The organism is Ramlibacter sp. JJN2-2R (genome assembly GCF_057747835.1).
Genome location: NZ_CM173226.1, coordinates 2,517,539 through 2,536,970, shown reverse-complemented (window position 1 = coordinate 2,536,970; position 19,432 = coordinate 2,517,539). Strand labels below are relative to the sequence as shown.

The window sequence follows — 19,432 nt, the reverse complement described above, 5'->3', positions numbered from 1 at the left end:
CTGCCATTGCCAACAGGCCGAGCCGCCGCAGCCATTGCGGAGCGAGGCCCTTTCAGATGAGTTGTTGAAACGATGAAAAGACGCCTGTTCCTCCTGTCCGGTTCTGCTTCCGCGATGTCCCTCGCCCTGACCGCCTGCGGCGGCGGTGGTGGTGGCGGCGCCGAGGTGGCAGCGGCCGGCGCGACCGGCGGTGGCGAGATCGCCACCGGCGTGAGCAGCGCTCCTGCCGTGGCTGCCGCCCGGCCGGACGTCGCCTATCCCTTCGGTGCACGCCTGGACGCCTACGTCGGCGGCATCCAGCCCAGCGTGGGCAAGGCACAGATGGACAACGCCCTGCGTGGTTTCTACGACGCCTGGAAGGCTCGCGCCGTGGTGGACGTGCCCACCGTGCCGGGCGGCAAGGCCATCAAGTTCGGCAACTCGGGCCAGTGGCTCACCGTGTCGGAAGGCATGGGCTACGGCATGCTGATCACGGTGCTGATGGCGGGCCACGACCCGGACGCCCGCGCCACCTTCGACGCGCTGCTCACCACCGTGCGCGCGCGGCCGGCCTACGGCTACCCGGCTTCGTCCGGCGGTGCCGCGCTGATGGACTGGCGCCTGAACATCGACGGCTCGTCGAGCGACGCCGCCGGCGGCGGCTGGAACGCCATGGACGGCGACCTGGACATCGCGATGGCGCTGCTGATGGCCGACCGCCAGTGGGGCTCCTCCGGCAAGTGGAACTACAAGCAGGAAGGCGTGGCCACCGTCAACGCGCTCAAGTCGATCAACATGCGCCCGGACGGCGCGACCAAGGGCCTGCCCAACCCCAACAACAACCGCACGTCCGACTACATGACCGGCCACTTCCGCGCCTTCAAGCGCGCGACCGGCGACGGCTTCTGGGACATGGCGGTGGACCGCGCTTGCCAGCTGCTGGACCACATCCAGCAGGCGTACTCGCCCAACTGCGGCCTGATGCCGGACTTCATCATCAACACCAACACCGACAACCCCGAGCCGTCGCACGGCTTCATCGGTGACGGCGTGGACACCGAAGGCTTCTACTACGCCAACGCGCAGCGCAACCCGTGGCGCCTGGGCACCGACTTCGTGACCTCCGGCGACGGCCGCATCAAGGCGATCACCCAGCGCCTGGCGAGCTTCATCCAGTCCGACTGCGGCGGCAACCCGGCGAACATCGCCACGGGCTACCACCTGGACGGCGTGGCGATGGACCGCAGCTACCCGCCCAAGGGCATGATCGGCCCGATGCTGGGCGGCGCGATGGTGGACGGCAGCTTCCAGTCCTTCCTGGACAGCCTGTGGAACTGGACGTCGAGCAACTTCACGACCGACTACTACGACGCCGAGCTGATGCTGATCCCGATGATCGTGGCGTCGGGCAACTGGTGGAACCCGTAAGCGGCTCCACGCCGTTCAGCGCACGACCAGGACAGGCACCGGCGCCAGCCGGATGACCTGTTCGGCGCCGCTGCCCAGCAGCAGGCGGTTCAGGCCGTGCCGCCCGTGCGTACCCAGCACCACGAGGTCGGCCTCCCAGGCCTTGGCCTCGTCGGCCACGACGTCCCCGAGCCTTCGGCCGGGGACGTCGACGCATTTGGTGTCGCAGGCGATGCTGGCCTCCTGGCACACCGCCCGGGCGTCGTCGAGCACCCGCTGCGCCTGGTCGCGGGCCTCGTCCAGCACCTGCGGCGTGACCTCGTAGCCGGTGAGATAGGCCATCGCATCGAAGTCGTGCAGCAGCCGCAGCTGCCCGCCGCCCTCGCGGGCGAGGGCCACGGCCGAGGCCAGGGCCTTGTTGGACGGCTCGCTGCCGTCGACGGGGACCAGGATGCGCTTGTACATGGTTGCTACCCCTTGGAGTGACCATCCCAGTCTAGGAAGCTGCGCAGGCGGCGAATTGACGGCCGTCAACGGCCGTGCCTGGACCCGCGGCCGCGCTAGAGGATGGCGCGGACGGCGACGCCCCGCCCAGGGGCCGTGCGGATGTGCAGCCGGCCGCCGACGAGCTCGGTGCGCTCGATCATCCCGTACAGGCCCACGTTGTGCTTGCTGGGCTGGCCCGACAGCACCTTGGCCTTGTCGAAGCCCACCCCGTCGTCGACGACCAGCAGGCCGATGCGCCGCTGCGCGAGGAAGCGCAGGCGCACCCGCACCTGGCTCGCCTGGCCGTGCCGCACGATGTTGGTCAGCGCCTCCTGCACCAGGCGCACGGCGACCGAGGCGGTCTCGTCCCGCACCTCGGGTTCGGTGCCGCGCGAGGTGACGGAAAAGCGAAGGCCGGCCGGTTCGGCCAGGCGCTGCACGGCGCTGTGGACGGCGGCCACGATGCCCAGCAGGTCGAGCTGCGCCGGCCGCAGCGCGAACGACAGCGTCTTGACCTGGTCCACGGCCTCCTGCGCCATCTCCATCGCGGTCTGCGTGTAGCGCCGCGCCGAGTCCGGCTGGGTGGCGCGCTGCGCCGCGTGCAGGTGGATCACCATGCCGGTGAGCGTCTGCCCCAGGTGGTCGTGCAGTTCGCGCGAGATGGCGAGCCGCTCGCGCTCCTGCGTGGCGACGAGGCGGGAGGACAGCAGCTTGAGCCGGGCGTACGCCGACTCCAGTTCGTGCGCCATGCGCTCCTGGTCCGCGACGCGGCGGCGCTCCTCGATGACCCGGTCGATCACCTGCGGCAGCGTGCCGAGCCGGTCCTTGGTGACGTAGTCCTTGGCGCCGCAGCGCAGCACGTGCACGGCGGCTTCCTCGCCGATCGCGCGGGTGACGACCACCAGCGGCGTGGGGCAGCGGCGCGCCACCAGGATCTGCAGCGCCGCGTAGGGCGAAAAACGCGGCAGGTTGAAGTCGCAGAGGATGGCGTCGAAGGGGTGATCGAGCGCGTGGGCGAACCCGGTCGCGTCGTCGACGCGCTCGAGCACGTAGCGTCGGCGCGGATCGGCGCGCTCCAGGGCCAGGCCCAGCAGTTCCACGTCGTCGGGGTTGTCCTCGACGCACAGCAGGTGGATGGTGGGCAGGTCGTCGGTGGCAGGCGGCACGGGCATCTCGCGAGGGCGGCAGTGTAGCGGGGCAGGCCGTGCCCCCGGATGGCCGGGCCGGCCGCGCGGGGTGGCCGGCCCCGGCGCCCGGCCCGCCGCGTTGACCCTTCTCAAGGCGCGCGCCGGGCCGCGCCGCCATGATGGCAGCTTCACCACGCAGCCGTCCACCTCATGAGCGTCCGCCACCTCGAAGCCCTGTTCCAGCCCGCCAGCGTGGCGGTCATCGGCGCGAGCGACCGGCCCGGCTCGGTCGGCTCGGTGGTGTGGAAGAACCTGCGCGAGGGTGGCTTCCGCGGCCCGGCCTGGCCGGTCAACCAGCGGGCCCAGTCGCTCGGGGACGTGCCGGTCTACCCCGACGTGGAGTCGCTGCCGCAGGTGCCCGACCTCGTCGTCATCTGCACGCCGGCGCCGACCGTGCCCGGCCTGGTGGCGCGCTGCGGGCGCCGCGGCGTGCGGGCCGCCGTCGTCCTCACGGCCGGCCTGCGCGAGCGCACCGAGGCCGGCACGACGATCGAGCAGGCGATGCTCGATGCGGCCCGGCCGCACCTGCTGCGCATCCTGGGCCCGAACTGCATCGGCCTGCTGGTGCCGGGAATCGGCCTGAACGCGAGCTTCGCGCCTTCGCAGGGGCTGGCCGGCCAGCTCGCCTTCGTCACCCAGTCCGGCGCGCTGGCCACCGCCATGCTCGACTGGGCCGGCAGCCGGGGCATCGGCTTCTCGCATTACGTGTCGCTGGGCGACGGCGCGGACGTGGACTTCGGCGACGTGCTCGACTACCTCGCCAGCGACGCCGGGACGCGGGCGATCCTGATGTACGTCGAGTCGATCCGCCAGGCCCGCAAGTTCATGTCCGCCGCGCGCGCGGCGAGCCGGAACAAGCCGGTGATCCTGGTCAAGGCCGGGCGCGCGCCGGCGGGAGCGCGCGCCGCGGCTTCGCACACCGGCGCGATGGCAGGCTCCGACGCGGTGTTCGATGCGGCGATCCGGCGCGCGGGCGTGCTGCGCGTCGAGACGCTGGAGGCGCTGTTCGATGCGGCGCAGACGCTCGCGCGCGTGCAGCACTGGCGCGGTCCGCGCCTGGCCATCCTCACCAACGGCGGCGGCGCCGGCGTGCTCGCGGCCGACGCGCTCGATGCGCCGAACCTGGCGGCCCTGTCGCCCGAGACGCGCGCCGCGCTCGACGCCCGCCTGCCGGCCACCTGGTCGCACGGCAACCCCGTGGACATCATCGGCGACGCGCCGGTGGAGCGGTACGTGCACACGCTGGAGGTGCTGCTTGCGGCGCCGGAGGTCGATGGCGTGCTCTTCATGCATGCACCCACGGCCATCGTTCCCGCCGAGGCGATCGCCCGCGCCTGCCTGCCGCAGGCCACGGTCGCCTGCAAGCCGGTCCTGGGGTGCTGGCTCGGTGGCGGCGCGGTGCGAGCGGCCGTGGACGCCTTCGAGCACGCGGGCGTCGCCACGTTCGATGCGCCCGAACGGGCGGTGGCCGGCTGGCAGCAGCTGGTGCGCTACCACCAGGCCCAGGCGGACCTGCTGCAGCTGCCCGACGCGCGGCCGCCGCAGGCGGCACCGGATGTGGCTGCCGCCGCTGCCTTGTTGCAACGCGCGCTCGATGCCGGCGAGGTATGGCTGCCCGCGCACGACTGCGCGGCGCTGCTGTCGGCGTACGGTATCCGCATGGTCGCGACGCGTGCGGCCGCCGATGCGGAGGAGGCGGCGCGCATCGCCGCCGACATCGGCCGGCCGGTGGCGCTGAAGATCCGCTCGCCCCAGGTCGTGCACAAGTCCGAGGCCGGTGGCGTGGCGCTGAACCTGGACTCGCCCGATGCGGTGCGCGCGGCCGCCGCCCGGATGCTCGATGCGGTGCGGCGCGCGCAACCCGAGGCGCAGCTGCAGGGCTTCACCGTGCAGGAGATGGCCTCCCGGCCCGGCGCCTACGAGCTGATCGCCGGGATCGCGGACGACGCGGTGTTCGGCCCGGTGGTCCTGTTCGGCGAGGGCGGCACGGCGGTGGAGCTGCGCCAGGACCGCGCGCTGGCGCTGCCGCCGCTCAACGTGCCGCTGGCCCGCGAGCTGGTGGGGCGCACGCGCATCTCGGCGATGCTCGCGGGCTTTCGCGACCGGCCGCCGGTGGACCAGGCCGCGCTGCTGGACGTGCTGCAGCGCGTCGCCGCAATCGCGTGCGACCTGCCGGCCGTGGCGGAGTTGGACATCAACCCGCTGCTCGTGGACGCGCAGGGCGCGCTGGCGGTGGACGCCCGGGTCAAGCTGCGCCGGCCGAGGCCGGGCGAGGGCAGCCGCCTGGCCCTGCGGCCGTACCCGCGCGAGCTCGAGGAGACCTTCGTCATCGCCGGCCAACCCGTGGCCGTGCGGCCCATCCGGCCCGAGGACGGGGCGCGCCTGCGTGCCTTCTACGAGGCCACCAGCGACGCCGACCGGCGCCTGCGGTTCTTCATGACGCGGCGCGAGGTGCCCACGTCCGAGCTGGCCCGGTACTGCCAGATCGACTACGAGCGCGAGATGACCTTCGTCGCCCTGGAGGGCGAGCGCATGGTGGGCGAAGTGCGGGCCGTGTGCGACCCGGACAACGACACGGCCGAATTCGCCATCCTGCTGGCCGGCGACTGGCAGCGCCGCGGCCTGGGCACCGCGCTGCTGGCCAAGATGACGGCCTACCTGCGCGCGCGCGGCACGGCCACGCTGGCGGGGGAGTGCCTCGAAGAGAACCGCGGCATGGCGGCGCTGGCGCGCGCGAGCGGCTTTCGCGTCGCACCGGGCCCCGAGGGCACGCTCACGCTGCGCCTGCCCTTGCGTTGAGCGCCGCGGGGCGGGCATTCTGTATAGCGCGCCCTACCGCGGCGATAATGCCTTCGACTGCCCGTAGCTCAGTTGGAGAGAGCAGTGACCTTCTAAGTCACGGGTCGGGGGTTCGAATCCCTCCGGGCAGGCCAATAAGACGAGGAGGTCTCATGCAGGATGGCGCCGGCCTGATGGCTTGGCTGTGGACTGTCGCGGCTAGTTCTGCCGGTACAGCGGTCCTGCTATCAGTCGTTGGTTTTCTGGGCCGTAGCCAGATCACGCAGTGGCTGAATCGCGACCTCGAGGCGAGCAAAGCGCAATATCAGCGCGATCTCGAGTCAGCTAAAGCTCAGTACCGGCGGGAACTTGAGGCCTACAAGGTGTCTCTTATTGCCGAGACCGAGCGGGTGAAGGCGGCTCAGGAGGTCAAGAAAACCTCCGCAGTCAAGATTCTCGAGAAGCGCTTCTTAGCCCTTGACGGCTATCACCGAGCTTCGAATGGATTGAAGAACGACCTAGCGTCGACGGCACAGATAGACCCCAATCTCAAGACACTCCAGGAGCAGAGCCGTCTGCTGAACCGAATCAATTCGCTAGCGGAGGCGGAGAACGCGCTAGGCGTCTTCTTGACTACGGAAGAACAGCAAGTGCTCTTCGCTCTTCGTCAAGCTGTGGTTAGGCATTTCCTTGCACACATCGCGCCCGGAAGCCCGGCGCTTGTGGGGGCCACGCGTGATGCCGCCGTTCTCGATGCAAATCGCTCGCAGATCGCTGTCGAGGCCCTGATCCGAGGAAAGCTACAGGCGATGCAACTTGCCGAATGAGGCAATAAGTGGATAGAGCAGCTGCCTGACGCGGGTATGTCGAAGCGCTTCTTCTCAGCACCCTGGATAAGAAATGGATCCTCATCCACGCTCACAAGTGCCTGGGCCGTAGAGGGACAATTCGGACTTCTAAGCAGCAGGTCGGGTGGTTCGAGTCCATCCGGGCAGGCCAAGTCCTCAGCTCACAAGCCGCCACGGCATCCCGGTTTCGCTTACGGTGGCTTGGAGTTCGCATAGCACTGCCTTCCACAGGTCTGTGCAGGAAGCTGCCCTCATGCTGACTGTGACGTGGAGTATTTCTTGGGGCGCGCGCTTGAGAGAGGGTTTGAATGGTCCGCGCACACGTCGGCCACGTAGGCCTTGCCGTGACCAGCCGAGAGCGTGCTCGCTACATAGTCGGAGACGGCCGCCCAGCACCTCAAGTCCGGCCGGCAGCACCGCGCAAAGCGTCGGGGGCAATCAAATAGCGGACACGCCGGGCTTCGGTGTCTTCGCCATCAAGGTCGACAAACAAGTCGCTGGGCTGTTAGGCGACATCCTAGCCGGCAGCGACTCCATTGCCGTGAATTACAGCGGCACTTCAACTGGGCTGGATGTGCGGATCCCACTGGACCTACGGGTTATTGATGCGAAGGCGAGGCCCAACGGAATCGAGCGATTCGCAGCGAAAGCACACTCCAGCAATTCGGAGAGTGCATTAACCAGCTACTCGCGGCGATCAAACGGTGAGCGGCCGGTCAGCGGGCTTGGCACCATAGGGCAAGACCACGACCGCCGCCCATTCAGGGACTAACCATTGAGGTGCTGGTTCATTAGCATGCCTTCACTTGGTCCGCTCCCGAGACTGCATTCCCGCAGGACGGGCTCCAAGTGAAGCTTGCTTTACCTACGCCGCCCGGCCCGACGGTCACCCACTGATACTGCGTCTGTCCGCAATGAGCCATCGTGAAGCGAATGTTGGCGCAGACCTTGCAATTGTTGGCCGCAGCAGGCTCAACGCGCGGGGGCGTTAGCGTTGATTTCGGCGTTTGGTTGGCAATGCACGACATCGATGGCTGCTCCTGCTGAGCAGACGATGGCAATGCAGTAAGGCCTGCAATGAGAACAAGGGCAGAGCTCTTAATCGTAGCCATAGCTTGAACCTCCTAAAAGGCAGTCACACGGGGCGAAAGCTGGTGCCCCGCAACCATGCGCGACCAAGGCGCTTGGTGCTTCTACGACGTCCGTCCGCTGGCGTCCATCCTAATGAGGGGGGATGGGTCGGAAATCTACAAGTGCGCTCAAGCTGCCGTTGAGCACGAGGGTGCTCATCACTTTTGGAGGCTTCCCTTCTGGGTTGGAAAACTCGCGCGTGGCGAGTAAAAGAGAGATCCTCAGTAACGAAGAAGAAAGGACAGCCATGAACCACAGCGATGCACAAAGCATTTCTAGCAAGAGCAAATACGAACATGCTCTTCAAGTCAGCGAGCACTCATCTGCCGTTGGCGATGTTGTCGCAGCCGACGTGGTTTGCTATTGGGAGGGGAAGGAATACTCCGTTGGAGCCACCATTGATGCGAACGGGAGAACTTATCGCTGCGAAGCGGATGGCACGTGGAAAGATTTAGGCTAGAGGAGTGGTGGGGTCGCCGAACCGAAAGTCCCCTGATGGTCGACACGCAGAACCAAGCTTGGCGGCATCGCGCATAACTGGCTGGGCGTCAGCATTGGACTTGGTAGCGAATCACTAGGCCGTCTTACAAGGTCTGCACTCGCACGTCGAACAGCGTATAGAGCACTTTGTGCCGCCGGTCTGAATCTGGCCGTTCCAGCGTGGCCAACAGCGAGTGCCTCGCGTTGGCGGTGGCCAGATCACCCTGCACCGGAGCGGACCTCTCGCTCCGCGTCAGCCTCTCATCCAAGGGGCCCCGGCACTCTTGAATCCTGCACCACATCCACCGTCTCTCGAATCCATTGGCATGCGCTCGACTCTGCGCACTTTATAAGAATACAGCCTCTGGATGGGATGGCTCGAATCGCGCGTTGGGCGGGAACGAGCTGTTCGGGGGAAAGAGTGGGGGCTGCAACACGATGGAGCAACTGAGAGTTTCCTTGTACGGCTGCTGAACACCCAAGCACTACAGGCGGGCATCCCGAGCGTGGCGCGCCTGCGGCCTACAGACCTGAGGGTCCCGTTGAACGCAGCAGAGCCGGCTGCGACTGCACTCGCAGAGAGTTTGCTCCAGGAAATCTGGCTGATGCGCAGGTTAAAGATGGCGGAGCAGCAGGCCGTGAGCGGAGGCCTGCGGGGGAGTGCTGAGGCGCAGCCGTAAATTTAGACGGTATTTACGGCGGCACTTCGTGGGATCTCATTCGCCAGAGCTAGCAAGGACGCGCCCTCCGACTTGATGTTCAACACCCTCCGGGCAGGCCAAATCCGCAGCTCCGTGATCACCAGCGAGCGGCCTGCCCACGCTGCCTACTTGGCCGCGGAGCAGTGCCCGCCCTCGACGACCTGCCCCGAGCCGGCGGCGATCAGTGGCGGTTCCTGCCGCAGGTCGACGGCGGGCGAGCGGCCGAAGTCCCAGGCGAGGAACGCGACGAGGGCCGCCCAGAAGGCCCAGCGCAAGGCGCTTGTCTTTTCTTTCATGTCCGTCCCCTACGCGAAGGCGAAGCGGCGCCGCACGCGCAGCCCGACCAGCGTGCCCAGGAAGGCCATCGGCGCCCAGATCCAGCCGTGCACGCTGCCGGTGGTGATGCCGCTGAACATCGCGCCGACGTTGCAGCCGAAGGCCAGGCGCGAGCTGTAGCCCATGACGAAGCCGGCGACGACGCCGATCGCCCATTGCGCTGCCGTCAGGGGCCTGGCATCAGCCGGCCGGCGCGCCGACACCCACAGCGCCCCGCCCAGCAGGCCGATGTTGGTGATGGAGGTGACGTCCAGCAGCGCGGTCTGGGCCAGGCGCTGCGCGTTGCCCGCATCGCTCCAGAACGCGTTGTGCGCCGGGTCGAACAGGCCCAGCGCCTGCGCCCCCTTGGCCGCCCACAAGCCGAAGCCGTAGACCACGCCCCAGGGCTGGCCCGCGACGAGCAGGTTGATGGTGGCCAGGGCCGCGAGTGCCACGGCGCCCCAGACCCAGCGCTTCTCGAACACCGGCTTGCCGGGCCCGACCCACAGGCGCACGGCGCCCGCGATCGCCAGCAGCCCGAGCAGCGTGGCCGCCAGCGCCGGGCCCGCGCCCCAGGCCTGCACCAGGCCGACCGGCTGCAGCTGCCCGAGGGCAAGCCAGTCGTGCATCTGCAGCGAACCCAGGAAGCTGCCGACGGCGAACAGGGGCAGGATGGCCATGTTCAGCGGCACGCCCAGGCCGGCCTTGTACAGCGTGCCCGAGCCGCAGCCGTCGGCGATCTGCATCGTCAGGCCGAAGACGAAGGCGCCCACCAGCAGGCTGATGCTGGGCGGACCCAGCGCCGCATGGAGCTCGCCGAAGTGCCCGAGCAGGGGCATGGCCAGGGCGGCCGCCAGCGCCAGCAGCAGCAGCTGGCCGTACACGCCGCGCGGATCGCGCTGTTCGACCAGCTGGCGCCAGCCGGTGGTGAAGCCGAAGCGGGCGCCGGCCAGTGCCGCGCCGAAACCGATGCCCACCGCGAACAGGGCGGCCTGGCGGGCCGACACGGTCCAGAGCAGCAGAACGAAAAAGGCGGCCAGAGCGGCCGCCAGGGGAAGGCGCTTCATCGCGGATTACTTGAAGGTCTTGTCGGACCAGAGCTTGGCGTCGATCATCAGCTGCTTGCCGCGGCCGGGCACGTTGGACATCGGCAGCCCGCGCGGGTCTTGCGACCAGCTCACCATCGAACCCGGATACATCTTCACGTTCTTGCGGCCCAGCACCTCCGAGAGCGCGAACCAGTCGGTGGCCGCCCAGTGGCCGGTGTTGCAGAAGGCGACAGCCTGCTTGTTCGGGTCGAGCGAGGCGGCAGCGGTGCGCACCTTCTCCGGCCGCAGCACGCCGCTGTCCTCACCGTCGAAGAACCGACTGTATTCCACGTTGACGGCGCCCTGCAGGGTGCCCGGCAGCTTGGCCGCCGCGTGGCGCGTCTCGCCTTCGAAGAATTCCTTCGGACGCGAATCGACGAGCACGGCCGAGCCCGTGTTCACGTCCTGCAGCACCTCGTCGCCGGTGGCGACCAGGCTGGCATCCAGCTGCGGGCTGTAGGTGCTGGGCGTGACCTGGGCGACCGCGGTGTCCTGCGTCAGCTTGGCATCGGCCCACGATTTCACGCCGCCATTGAGCAGCGACAGCTCCTTCAGGCCCAAGACCTTGAGCGTCCAGTACACGCGGGCGGCGGCGCCGAAGTCGGTGGCGTTGGCGCCGCTGGACACCACCACGGCGTGCGTGGCCGGCGTGAGGCCGAGGGAGCGCACCAGCTCGGCCAGCTTGGGCAGCTCCGGCAGTTCGCCCGGGTTGCTGGCGGGACCGCGCCACTTGCCGTACGGCGCGTTGACGGCGCCGGGAATGTGGCTGGCGCCGTAGGCCTTCGCATCGCGGATGTCGATCACGCGCACGTGGGGCTGGCCCAGTTGCGCCTGGAGCTCCGCCGGCGTCAGCAGGGGCTGCGCCGAGAACGCCGCGCCGGCGGCGGCCAGGGACACGGCAAAGGCAAGGATCTTCTTATTCATTGCGGAACATGGGTCAGTGAACTGATCGTATTGTTCCAAATGCTTCGCAGCGCTCCAAAGACCGCTTTGGCATATGCATATGCCGACGCCCGGCCGGCGCCACCGAGCGGGCCGGATCAGAAATCCAGGAGACCGTGCGTCGTCTGCGCGAATGCCCTCGTCCTCGCCCGCCCACCTAGTCGAACCGCGGTCGCGGCGATCGGTGGTAGTTCCTGGCCAGGTCGCGCAGAAGCGGTCGCAGGGCGCGGTCGTAGTCCGCCTTCGCCGCCCGGATGTCGGCGCGATCGACGTCGGCGAGGGGGTGGCCGCGCATGGACACCAGCGCGCACATGAGCGTCCAGTGGCAGTCGGCCAGCTTGACCAGGCCAGCCTCGCAGTCCGGGATCAGCTCGCGGTACAGCCGCAGCGCCAGGTCCAGCATCCTGGAATCCGGCACGCTCCGGCCCCCGGACAGGATGGACGCGCACGCCAGCTCGAGTTCGCAGCGGGCGGCGCAGAGCACGTGCAGGAGTTCACTCGCATCCATGGTCGGTCGCCGGTCTGTTGTCCCGCGCGAGTATCCGGGGCACGCCCCGGCGGTCCTGTGGGAGGTCTTCCCGTGCCGCTTAGGGATTTCGCCAGTCGCCCGACCCTCCGAGGTGACGCGCCGGGTCTCGCCAGGTCACCGCGCTGGCGGTGACGATTCCCGCGGCCGCCTTGCGCGACGGTTCGCAATCCCGCCCCCGGACGCGTCGATTGCTGACAGAATTGCTGGGCTCCATCTGCCGACTGCACCAGAAGTTCCAACACCCATGATCACCGACGAGGCCGAGCGACTGAGGCTGTTCATCGCCTCGGTCAGCGACTACGCCATCTACATGCTGTCCCCCGAAGGCGAGGTGGTCAGCTGGAACCTGGGCGCGCAGCGCTTTAAGGGCTACGCGCCGCACGAGATCATCGGCAAGCATTTCTCCACCTTCTACACCGAGGAGGACCGCGCGGCGGGCGTGCCCAAGCGCGCGCTGGCGACCGCGCGCGAGACCGGCAAGTTCGAGGCGGAGGGCTGGCGCGTGCGCAAGGACGGCACGCGGTTCTGGGCCAGCGTCGTCATCGATCCCATCCGCAACCACGCGGGCGAGCTGATCGGCTTCACCAAGATCACGCGCGACATCACCGACAAGCGGGCCGCGCAGGAGGCGCTGCGGCAGAGCGAGGAGCGCTTCCGCATGCTCGTGCAGGGCGTCACCGACTACGCCATCTACATGCTCTCGCCCAGCGGCGAGATCACCAACTGGAACGCCGGCGCGCGCCGCATCAAGGGCTTCGACGAGGCCGAAGTCATCGGCACGCACTTCTCGCGCTTCTACACGCCGCAGGACGCGGCCAGCGGCCTGCCGGCCAGGGCGCTCGAGACCGCCGCCCGGGACGGCCGCTTCGAGGCCGAGGGCTGGCGCGTGCGCAAGGGCGGCACGCGGTTCTGGGCGCACGTGGTGATCGACCCGATCCGCGGCGACTCCGGCCAGCTGCTCGGCTTCGCCAAGATCACCCGCGACATCACCGAGCGCCGCAACACCGAGGCCGCGCTGGAGCAGGCCCGCGAAGCCCTGTTCCAGTCGCAGAAGCTCGAAGCCATCGGCAAGCTCACCGGCGGCATCGCGCACGACTTCAACAACCTGCTGAACGTGCTGACCAACGGCCTGTCGCTGCTGCGCCAGCGCCTGAAGGATCCCGAGGCGCTGCGGTTGCTGGACAGCATGGAAGGCGCCGCGATGCGCGGCGCGGGGCTGACCCAGCAGCTGCTCAGCTTTGCCCGCCAGCAGCCGCTGAAGCAGGAGCCGCGCGATGTCGCGCGCCTGATCGCCTCGTTCGAGGCCGTGCTGCGGCGCGGCAGCCGCAGCACGCTGCGGTTCGAGGTGCAGGTGGCCGAGCAGCTGCCGCGCGTCATGCTGGACGCCACGCAGTTCGAGACGGCGCTGCTGAACCTGGTGATCAACGCGCGCGACGCCACGCCGGACGGCGGCCGCATCACCGTGTCCGCGCACGTGGCGGACGTGCAGCCCGGCGAGCTCGGATCGCTGGCGGGCCGCTACGTGGTGGTGGGCGTGCAGGACACCGGCTGCGGGATATCGCCCGAGCTGGTGTCGCGCGTGGTGGAGCCCTTCTTCACCACCAAGGAACCCGGCAAGGGCACCGGGCTCGGGCTGAGCCAGGTCCACGGCATGGTGCACCAGTGCGGCGGCGACCTGCGCATCGTCTCCGAGGTCGGCCGGGGCAGCACGGTGTCCATGTACTTCCCCGCGCTTCCCGCCGAGACGCAGGAAGCCGACGACACGCGCGCCGAGGACAGCGAGAAGGTCCTCGTGGTCGACGACCAGCCCGAAGTGCTGGACATGGCCGCTGAGATGTTCCGCACCCTGGGCTTCGAGGTGCTGTCGGCCAACTCCGGCGAGGATGCGCTGGACATCCTGCGGCGCGCGCCCGATGTGCGCATCCTGTTCAGCGACGTCGTCATGGCGGGCATGAACGGCGTCGAACTGGCCCGCCAGGCGCGCCAGCTGCGCCCGGACCTGGCCATCGTGCTGGCCTCGGGGTACGCGGCGCCCGCCGGCAGCCTGGAGGGCTTCGACTTCCTGCCCAAGCCGTTCCGCGTGGCCGACCTGGCGCGCAAGCTGCGCCTCATCGCGGAGACGCGCTGACGCACGGCGCAGCCGCGGCCCCCCGACTCGCGCCCCGGATGCCCATGCACCCGATGATCCGCGTGATCCGCTCGGCGGCGATCGGCGCGGTGCTGTCGGTGGTCCCGTGGCTCGCCCCGCACGCCTGGGCCGGCGCCTACAAGGTCGGCGTCTACGCCAACCCGCCCAAGATCTCGGCCCCGGAAGGGGCGCCGCCCACGGGCATCTACATCGACGTCCTGGACGCCGTGGCGCGCCGGGAGGGCCACTCGTTCCAGTACGTGCGGGGCAACTTCCAGGAGGGGCTGGAGCGCCTTGCGCGCGGCGAACTCGACCTCATGGTGGACGTGGCCAGGACGCCCGAGCGCGAGGCGCGCTTCGACTTCAACGACGAGCCGGTGCTGTCGAGCTGGAACGAGGTCTATGTCCGCCGCGGCAGCGCGATCCGCAACCTGCTCCAGCTCTCGGGCAAGCGCGTGGCCGTGCTGGCGGGGTCGGTGCAGGAGCGGTTCTTCCGCCAGGAGGCGCGGGGCTTCGGCATCACCGCCCGCATCCAGGCGTTCCCGACGTACGAGGCGGCGTTCGACGCCGTGCGCCAGGACCGTGCCGACGCGGTCGTCGCCAATCCGTTCTACGGCGCGGGGCACTTGGACGGGCTGCAGGAGACCGCGATCATCTTCGGGCCGGCGGGGGGCTGCATTTCGCGGCGGCCAAGGGACGCAACGGCCCGCTGCTGCGCGCGCTGGACAAGCACTTGCTGGAGATGAAGGGCGACCCGAACTCGGCCTATTCCAGGGCCTTCGAGCGCCTGCTCGCGCAGCAGAAGGCCGAGCGGGTTCCGCCCTGGGTCTATCCCGCGGCCGCGGCAGGCGCGCTCATCCTCGCGCTCGCGTTCGCCTGGGCCTACACGGCGCGCCGCGCCGCGGCCAGGGTGAGCCTGGCCGAGCGCGCGCAGCGCGACTTGGCCGAGGTGAACCGGCGCGTGTTCGACCACGCCCTGGACGTGATCTGCGTGCTCGGCCCCGACGACCGCTTCCGCCGCGTCAATCCGTCCGTGCGCCGGCTCGGCTGGGAGCCCGCGGAACTCGTCGGGCGCAGCATCCTGGAGGCGCTGCCCGCGAAGGGACACGAGTCGGCGCTCGAGGTGCTGGCGCGGGTCAGGCAGGGCCAGCCCGTGCTGTCGAGTTCGGCCGTGGCCATCCGCAAGGACGGCAGCGCCGTGCCGGCCACGTATTCCGCCGTCTGGGTGCCCGAGGTCGAGGAGCTTTATCTCGTGCTGCACGACGAGAGCGAACGGCTGGCGCTGCTGGGGCGCCTGGAGGTGCAGAACGCCGCGCTCGCGTCGGCCAACCGCGACCTGCACGTGATCAGCGCCTCGCTGTCGCACGACCTGCGGGCGCCGATCGCCGCCATCCGCGGCTTCCTGCGCGCGGTCCTGGAGCGGCTGCCGCCCGGGCTTCCCGCCCGCGAGACCGGCCTGCTGGAGCGCTCGGTGGCCGCCGCCGAGCGCATGGACACCATGATCAACGACCTGGCCTCGCTGCTGAAGGTGGCGGGCGAGCCCGTCCATGTGGTCGAGTGCGACCTGTCGGCGCTCGCCGCCGCAGTGATCGAAGGCCTGCGCGGCAATTCGTCGCACCAGCCGCGCGTGGACATCCAGCCGGGCCTGGTGGCCGCGGGCGACAGCCGGCTGCTGCGGGTGGCGCTGGACAACCTGCTGGGCAATGCCTGGAAGTTCACGTCCCGGGCGACGGCCCCCCGGATCGTCGTGGGACGCGCCGAGTCCGGGCCGGGCGCGCCGGTGTTCTTCGTGCAGGACAACGGCGCCGGGTTCGACATGGCGCACGCGCAGCGGCTGTTCGAGCCGTTCACCCGCCTGCACGGCCAAGGGGAATTCCCGGGCTCGGGTATCGGCCTGAGCATCGTGCAGCGGATCTTCGCCAAGCACCGTGGCCGCGTGTGGGCCTCGTCGGCCGTGGGGCAGGGGACCACCGTCTACTTCAGCCTCCCCGCCGCGGACGTGGACGCGTAGGCGCGGTCACCGGCCGGCGGCCCGAGCGCGTCGGCATCGCGCCCGGCGGTGCCGTTTTCTTGCACGCTCACCCGCCGTGCGCCGACAGGCGGGGCTGGAGGCCCGCCCCACACTGCACGCAGGCGATTTCCACCCCGCACGGCCATGACCGCATCCATCGACGCACTGCATTCCATGCTCCCGGCCGGTGCCGGGATCCCCGTGCTGCCGGCCCTGCAGCGGGCGATCGACCGCCAGGAGACGCTGGTCCTGCTGCGCGGGCAGATCGAGCAGCGCCAGGCGGTCAGCCCGGCCCTGCACGCCGCACTGCGAACGGCGCAATCGCTGCTCGACGAAGAGTGCTGAAGTGCCGGGGGCGGGCCATAATGGCCCCATGGCACGGTTGAGCAACGAGGAACAGGAGTTCGTCTCCGGCCTGTCCGGCCTGGAGCCTGCGGTGCGCTCCGGCGAGGTGGCGGACATGCGCAGGCTGCCCAGCCCGATCCCCCTGATCCGCCTGTACCGCACCCTGAACAAGCTGCCTGCCGGCGCCGAGATCACGGTGCTGACCACCGAGCGCGGCACGATCGCCGAGTTCCAGGCGTTCGCGCGGATGACGGGACATGCGCTGCTCGAGCAGCGCGAGGACAACGGCGCCTACGTCCACGTGTTCCGGCGCCGCTGAGCGCCACGGCGCGATCAGCGCCGCTCGTACTGCATCTTGCCGAACAGCACCTCGCGCGCCTTGTCGTCCGTGATCGGCTTGCGCAGGTCGGCCAGCACATTCACGCCGCGCTGCACCGCGGGCCGGGCCTCGATGGCGTGGAACCACCTCTCCAGGTGCGGGTGCTCGGACAGCTCCATCCCCTGGTTCTTCCAGTTGCGCAGCCACGGCCAGGTGGCGATGTCGGCGATCGAATACTCGGCCCCGCCCAGCCACTTGCTCGCCGCCAGCCGGCGATCGATGATGCCGTACAGGCGCCTGGCCTCGTTGGTGTAGCGCTCGATGGCGTACGGCAGCTTCTCGGGCGCGTACTGGCGGAAGTGGTGGTTCTGTCCCAGCATGGGGCCGACCCCGCCCATCTGGAACATCAGCCACTGCAGCACCTCGTAGCGCGCCCGCACGTCCTGCGGCAGGAAGCGGCCGGTCTTGCCGGCCAGGTAGACCAGGATGGCGCCGGACTCGAACAGCGAGATCGGCTGGCCATCGGGCCCGTCCGGGTCGGTGATGGCGGGGATCTTGTTGTTCGGGCTGATGGCCAGGAACTCGGGCCGGAACTGCTCGCCCGCGCCGATGTTCACCGGGATCGCGCGGTACGGCAGGCCACATTCCTCCAGCATGACGTGGACCTTGTGGCCATTGGGCGTCGGCCAGGTGAAGACTTCGATCATGGGCGCCATTTCTCCAGCTTTGCTTCGATAATCGGCCGACTTTAGGCCAATCCGCCGCGCCATGTTCGACAAGATCCGCAAGGCCTTCGGCCGTGACAGCAAAGACCTTCGCGCGCCCGCGCGAGCGGACTCGCCGCCCGATCCGGGCGCCCTCGGCCCGGTCTCCGAATGGGCGGCCACGCAGGGCTTCGCCTTCTCGTCGTCGCCCGGCGCCGCCTTCTCGCTGCGCGGCGAGATCGCGGGCAAGCCCTGGCGGATGGAGGTGGGACGCCCGAGCCGCAAGTACATCCAGGGCGAGGAACTGCGCGCCCGCGCCGAGCTCGGCGTCCATCCCGACGTGGCCATCCTGCTGATGAACCGTCCGCTGAAGGATGCGCTCGAGAAGCAGGCGTACGCGGTCCACACGGACACGCTGCGCACCAGCGTGGACGGCAACATGCCCGAGGAAATGCGCTGGCTCGCGGTGTACGAGGAGGTGGGCTGGGAGAGCGCCCCGCGCCTGTTCTGGGAGCGTTACTCGATCCTGGCCGACCAGCGCGAACACGCGCTCGCGTGGATCGACCCGGCGCTGGTGCGGCAGTTGCTCGACTGGCCCGCGCCGGCGCCCGATGCCGGCGTGCCCTTCATGCTGATGCTGCTGCGCGGCAAGGCCTACCTGCGCATGCAGCAGGGCGCGGGCGAGCCGGCCACCCTGCAGCACGCCGCCGAGGTGTTCACCCGCGCCTGCGAAGGCGCGCTCGGCGCCTTCCGCATCTAGCCGGCGGCCGGCGGCCGCTTAGGAGCCGCGCGTGACCGGCACGTTGGCGTCACGGCCGTAGCTGCCGTACTTGCCCAGCTCCCACTTGGCGATCGCGTTGCGGTGCACTTCGTCGGGGCCGTCCGCGAAGCGCAGCGTGCGCGCGTTGGCGTAGGCCGAGGCGAGCGGGAAGTCGTCGCTGACGCCACCGCCGCCGTGCGCCTGCATGGCCCAGTCGATCACCTGGCAGGCCATGTTGGGCGCCACCACCTTGATCATCGCGATCTCGGTCTTGGCCACCTTGTTGCCGGCCACGTCCATCAGCCAGGCCGCCTTGAGCGTGAGCAGGCGCGCCATGTCGATCTTGCAGCGCGCCTCGGCGATGCGCTCCTGGGTGACGGTCTGCTGCGCCACCGACTTGCCGAAGGCCACGCGGCTGAGGGAGCGCCGGCACATCAGCTCGAGCGCGCGCTCGGCCAGGCCGATCAGTCGCATGCAGTGGTGGATGCGGCCGGGGCCGAGGCGGCCCTGGGCGATCTCGAACCCGCGGCCTTCGCCCAGCAGCATGTTGGCGGCGGGCACGCGCACGTTCTCGAAGTACATCTCGACGTGGCCGTGCGGGGCGTCGTCGTAGCCGAACACGTTCAGCGGCCGCACGATGCGGATGCCCGGCGCCTCGGCCGGCACGACGATCATGCTCTGCTGCGAGTGGCGCGGCGCCTCGGGGTCCGACTTGCCCATGGTGATGAACACCTGGCAGCGCGGATCGCCCGCGCCGGAGATCCACCACTTGTGGCCGTTGATCACGTACTCGTCGCCCTGGCGCTCGATGCGGGTCGAGATGTTGGTCGCGTCGGACGAGGCGACCTCTGGCTCGGTCATCGCGAAGGCGGAGCGGATCTGGCCCTCGAGCAGGGGCTTGAGCCAGCGGGCGCGGATCTCCTCGGAGCCGTAGCGGGCCAGCGTCTCCATGTTGCCGGTGTCGGGCGCCGAGCAGTTGAACACCTCGCTGGACCACGGCACGCGGCCCATGATCTCGGCCAGCGGCGCGTACTCCTGGTTGGTCAGGCCCGCGCCGGTGTAGCCGGACGCCGCGGCGCTGTCGACCGGCAGGAACAGGTTCCACAGGCCGGCGGCGCGCGCCTTGGGCTTGAGGTCCTCGATCACCTTCAGGGGCGACCAGCGCTTGCCGGCCGCCGTGTTGGCCACGAGTTCGTCCTTGTAGGCCTTCTCGCTCGGGTAGACGTGGTCATCCATGAACTTCAGGAGCCGGGCCTGCAGTTCGCGGGTCTTGGGGGAGTACTCGAAATCCATG

The 19,432-nt window shown here is 69.4% G+C and carries 18 protein-coding genes and 1 tRNA gene; 11 read left to right on the top strand and 8 right to left on the bottom strand.

The window, feature by feature from the left end; translation table 11 throughout:
* The first annotated feature begins 72 nt into the window (after positions 1-72).
* The gene (locus AC3ANR_RS12345; protein ID WP_488288407.1) at positions 73-1,407 is read left to right on the top strand and encodes a family 8 glycosyl hydrolase; all 1,335 of its coding nucleotides are present in this window, start codon (positions 73-75) and stop codon (positions 1,405-1,407) included.
* 15 nt (positions 1,408-1,422) lie between these two features.
* Here AC3ANR_RS12345 and AC3ANR_RS12340 read toward each other — a convergent pair whose 3' ends face one another.
* Both AC3ANR_RS12340 and AC3ANR_RS12335 read right to left on the bottom strand, forming a co-directional pair.
* Positions 1,423-1,851 carry a universal stress protein gene (locus AC3ANR_RS12340; RefSeq protein WP_488288406.1) on the bottom strand — a complete coding sequence of 143 codons (429 nt, stop codon included), beginning with the start codon at positions 1,849-1,851 and terminating at the stop codon, positions 1,423-1,425.
* A gap of 95 nt (positions 1,852-1,946) precedes the next feature.
* Positions 1,947-3,044, bottom strand: a complete 1,098-nt coding sequence (locus AC3ANR_RS12335) for an ATP-binding response regulator (protein ID WP_488288405.1) — start codon at positions 3,042-3,044, stop codon at positions 1,947-1,949.
* A 165-nt stretch (positions 3,045-3,209) separates the two neighbouring features.
* Here AC3ANR_RS12335 and AC3ANR_RS12330 point away from each other — a divergent pair, with 165 nt between their 5' ends.
* The 4 genes from AC3ANR_RS12330 (at position 3,210) to AC3ANR_RS12315 (ending at position 8,276) form a co-directional block, all read left to right on the top strand.
* A complete protein-coding gene (locus tag AC3ANR_RS12330; protein ID WP_488288404.1) occupies positions 3,210-5,858 on the top strand; it encodes a bifunctional acetate--CoA ligase family protein/GNAT family N-acetyltransferase in 2,649 nt (882 codons plus the stop codon).
* A 57-nt stretch (positions 5,859-5,915) separates the two neighbouring features.
* Positions 5,916-5,992: transfer RNA gene (locus AC3ANR_RS12325), tRNA-Arg, on the top strand.
* Positions 5,993-6,010: 18 nt separating this feature from the next.
* A complete protein-coding gene (locus tag AC3ANR_RS12320) occupies positions 6,011-6,664 on the top strand; it encodes a hypothetical protein (protein ID WP_488288403.1) in 654 nt (217 codons plus the stop codon).
* Between the two features lie 1,303 nt (positions 6,665-7,967).
* A complete protein-coding gene (locus AC3ANR_RS12315; RefSeq protein WP_488288402.1) occupies positions 7,968-8,276 on the top strand; it encodes a hypothetical protein in 309 nt (102 codons plus the stop codon).
* Positions 8,277-9,122: 846 nt separating this feature from the next.
* Here the strand turns inward: AC3ANR_RS12315 and AC3ANR_RS12310 are convergent.
* The 4 genes from AC3ANR_RS12310 to AC3ANR_RS12295 form a co-directional block, all read right to left on the bottom strand.
* Positions 9,123-9,293, bottom strand: a complete 171-nt coding sequence (locus tag AC3ANR_RS12310; RefSeq protein ID WP_488288401.1) for a hypothetical protein — start codon at positions 9,291-9,293, stop codon at positions 9,123-9,125.
* A gap of 9 nt (positions 9,294-9,302) precedes the next feature.
* Positions 9,303-10,379 (bottom strand): YeeE/YedE thiosulfate transporter family protein, encoded by a 1,077-nt coding sequence (locus AC3ANR_RS12305; protein WP_488288400.1) that lies wholly within the window; start codon positions 10,377-10,379, stop codon positions 9,303-9,305.
* A gap of 6 nt (positions 10,380-10,385) precedes the next feature.
* On the bottom strand, positions 10,386-11,324 hold the full coding sequence (locus AC3ANR_RS12300; protein WP_488288399.1) for a sulfurtransferase: 939 nt from the start codon (positions 11,322-11,324) through the stop codon (positions 10,386-10,388).
* Between the two features lie 175 nt (positions 11,325-11,499).
* Complete coding sequence (locus AC3ANR_RS12295; protein WP_488288398.1) at positions 11,500-11,850, bottom strand: hypothetical protein; 351 nt, start codon at positions 11,848-11,850, stop codon at positions 11,500-11,502.
* Between the two features lie 265 nt (positions 11,851-12,115).
* Here AC3ANR_RS12295 and AC3ANR_RS12290 point away from each other — a divergent pair, with 265 nt between their 5' ends.
* The 5 genes from AC3ANR_RS12290 (at position 12,116) to AC3ANR_RS12270 (ending at position 16,674) form a co-directional block, all read left to right on the top strand.
* Positions 12,116-13,999, top strand: coding sequence for a hybrid sensor histidine kinase/response regulator (locus AC3ANR_RS12290; protein WP_488288397.1), 1,884 nt, complete (start codon positions 12,116-12,118; stop codon positions 13,997-13,999).
* Between the two features lie 44 nt (positions 14,000-14,043).
* Entirely contained in the window at positions 14,044-14,745 is a 702-nt protein-coding gene (locus AC3ANR_RS12285) for a transporter substrate-binding domain-containing protein (RefSeq protein WP_488288396.1), read from the top strand.
* The gene (locus AC3ANR_RS12280; RefSeq protein WP_488291799.1) at positions 14,742-16,010 is read left to right on the top strand and encodes a sensor histidine kinase; all 1,269 of its coding nucleotides are present in this window, start codon (positions 14,742-14,744) and stop codon (positions 16,008-16,010) included. Before AC3ANR_RS12285 ends, AC3ANR_RS12280 begins: the two co-directional genes overlap by 4 nt.
* 144 nt (positions 16,011-16,154) lie before the next feature.
* Positions 16,155-16,355, top strand: coding sequence for a hypothetical protein (locus AC3ANR_RS12275; RefSeq protein WP_488288395.1), 201 nt, complete (start codon positions 16,155-16,157; stop codon positions 16,353-16,355).
* A 28-nt stretch (positions 16,356-16,383) separates the two neighbouring features.
* Positions 16,384-16,674, top strand: coding sequence for a sulfurtransferase TusA family protein (locus AC3ANR_RS12270; protein WP_488288394.1), 291 nt, complete (start codon positions 16,384-16,386; stop codon positions 16,672-16,674).
* 14 nt (positions 16,675-16,688) lie between these two features.
* Here AC3ANR_RS12270 and AC3ANR_RS12265 read toward each other — a convergent pair whose 3' ends face one another.
* Positions 16,689-17,381, bottom strand: coding sequence for a glutathione S-transferase N-terminal domain-containing protein (locus AC3ANR_RS12265; RefSeq protein ID WP_488288393.1), 693 nt, complete (start codon positions 17,379-17,381; stop codon positions 16,689-16,691).
* 61 nt (positions 17,382-17,442) lie between these two features.
* Between AC3ANR_RS12265 and AC3ANR_RS12260 the strand changes: the two genes are divergently transcribed.
* Entirely contained in the window at positions 17,443-18,138 is a 696-nt protein-coding gene (locus AC3ANR_RS12260; protein WP_488288392.1) for a hypothetical protein, read from the top strand.
* Positions 18,139-18,156: 18 nt separating this feature from the next.
* Here AC3ANR_RS12260 and AC3ANR_RS12255 read toward each other — a convergent pair whose 3' ends face one another.
* Positions 18,157-19,431, bottom strand: a complete 1,275-nt coding sequence (locus tag AC3ANR_RS12255; RefSeq protein WP_488288391.1) for an acyl-CoA dehydrogenase family protein — start codon at positions 19,429-19,431, stop codon at positions 18,157-18,159.
* Position 19,432: the final 1 nt, after the last annotated feature.

Excerpts from the sequence above, each read along its gene's own strand:
- AC3ANR_RS12345 (WP_488288407.1), top strand. The coding sequence starts at position 73 with ATGAAAAGACGCCTGTTCCTCCTGTCCGGTTCTGCTTCCGCGATGTCC.
- AC3ANR_RS12340 (WP_488288406.1), bottom strand. The coding sequence starts at position 1,851 with ATGTACAAGCGCATCCTGGTCCCCGTCGACGGCAGCGAGCCGTCCAAC.
- AC3ANR_RS12335 (WP_488288405.1), bottom strand. The coding sequence starts at position 3,044 with ATGCCCGTGCCGCCTGCCACCGACGACCTGCCCACCATCCACCTGCTG.
- AC3ANR_RS12330 (WP_488288404.1), top strand. The coding sequence starts at position 3,210 with ATGAGCGTCCGCCACCTCGAAGCCCTGTTCCAGCCCGCCAGCGTGGCG.
- AC3ANR_RS12320 (WP_488288403.1), top strand. The coding sequence starts at position 6,011 with ATGCAGGATGGCGCCGGCCTGATGGCTTGGCTGTGGACTGTCGCGGCT.
- AC3ANR_RS12310 (WP_488288401.1), bottom strand. The coding sequence starts at position 9,293 with ATGAAAGAAAAGACAAGCGCCTTGCGCTGGGCCTTCTGGGCGGCCCTC.
- AC3ANR_RS12305 (WP_488288400.1), bottom strand. The coding sequence starts at position 10,379 with ATGAAGCGCCTTCCCCTGGCGGCCGCTCTGGCCGCCTTTTTCGTTCTG.
- AC3ANR_RS12300 (WP_488288399.1), bottom strand. The coding sequence starts at position 11,324 with ATGAATAAGAAGATCCTTGCCTTTGCCGTGTCCCTGGCCGCCGCCGGC.
- AC3ANR_RS12295 (WP_488288398.1), bottom strand. The coding sequence starts at position 11,850 with ATGGATGCGAGTGAACTCCTGCACGTGCTCTGCGCCGCCCGCTGCGAA.
- AC3ANR_RS12290 (WP_488288397.1), top strand. The coding sequence starts at position 12,116 with ATGATCACCGACGAGGCCGAGCGACTGAGGCTGTTCATCGCCTCGGTC.
- AC3ANR_RS12285 (WP_488288396.1), top strand. The coding sequence starts at position 14,044 with ATGCACCCGATGATCCGCGTGATCCGCTCGGCGGCGATCGGCGCGGTG.
- AC3ANR_RS12280 (WP_488291799.1), top strand. The coding sequence starts at position 14,742 with ATGAAGGGCGACCCGAACTCGGCCTATTCCAGGGCCTTCGAGCGCCTG.
- AC3ANR_RS12275 (WP_488288395.1), top strand. The coding sequence starts at position 16,155 with ATGACCGCATCCATCGACGCACTGCATTCCATGCTCCCGGCCGGTGCC.
- AC3ANR_RS12270 (WP_488288394.1), top strand. The coding sequence starts at position 16,384 with ATGGCACGGTTGAGCAACGAGGAACAGGAGTTCGTCTCCGGCCTGTCC.
- AC3ANR_RS12265 (WP_488288393.1), bottom strand. The coding sequence starts at position 17,381 with ATGATCGAAGTCTTCACCTGGCCGACGCCCAATGGCCACAAGGTCCAC.
- AC3ANR_RS12260 (WP_488288392.1), top strand. The coding sequence starts at position 17,443 with ATGTTCGACAAGATCCGCAAGGCCTTCGGCCGTGACAGCAAAGACCTT.
- AC3ANR_RS12255 (WP_488288391.1), bottom strand. The coding sequence starts at position 19,431 with ATGGATTTCGAGTACTCCCCCAAGACCCGCGAACTGCAGGCCCGGCTC.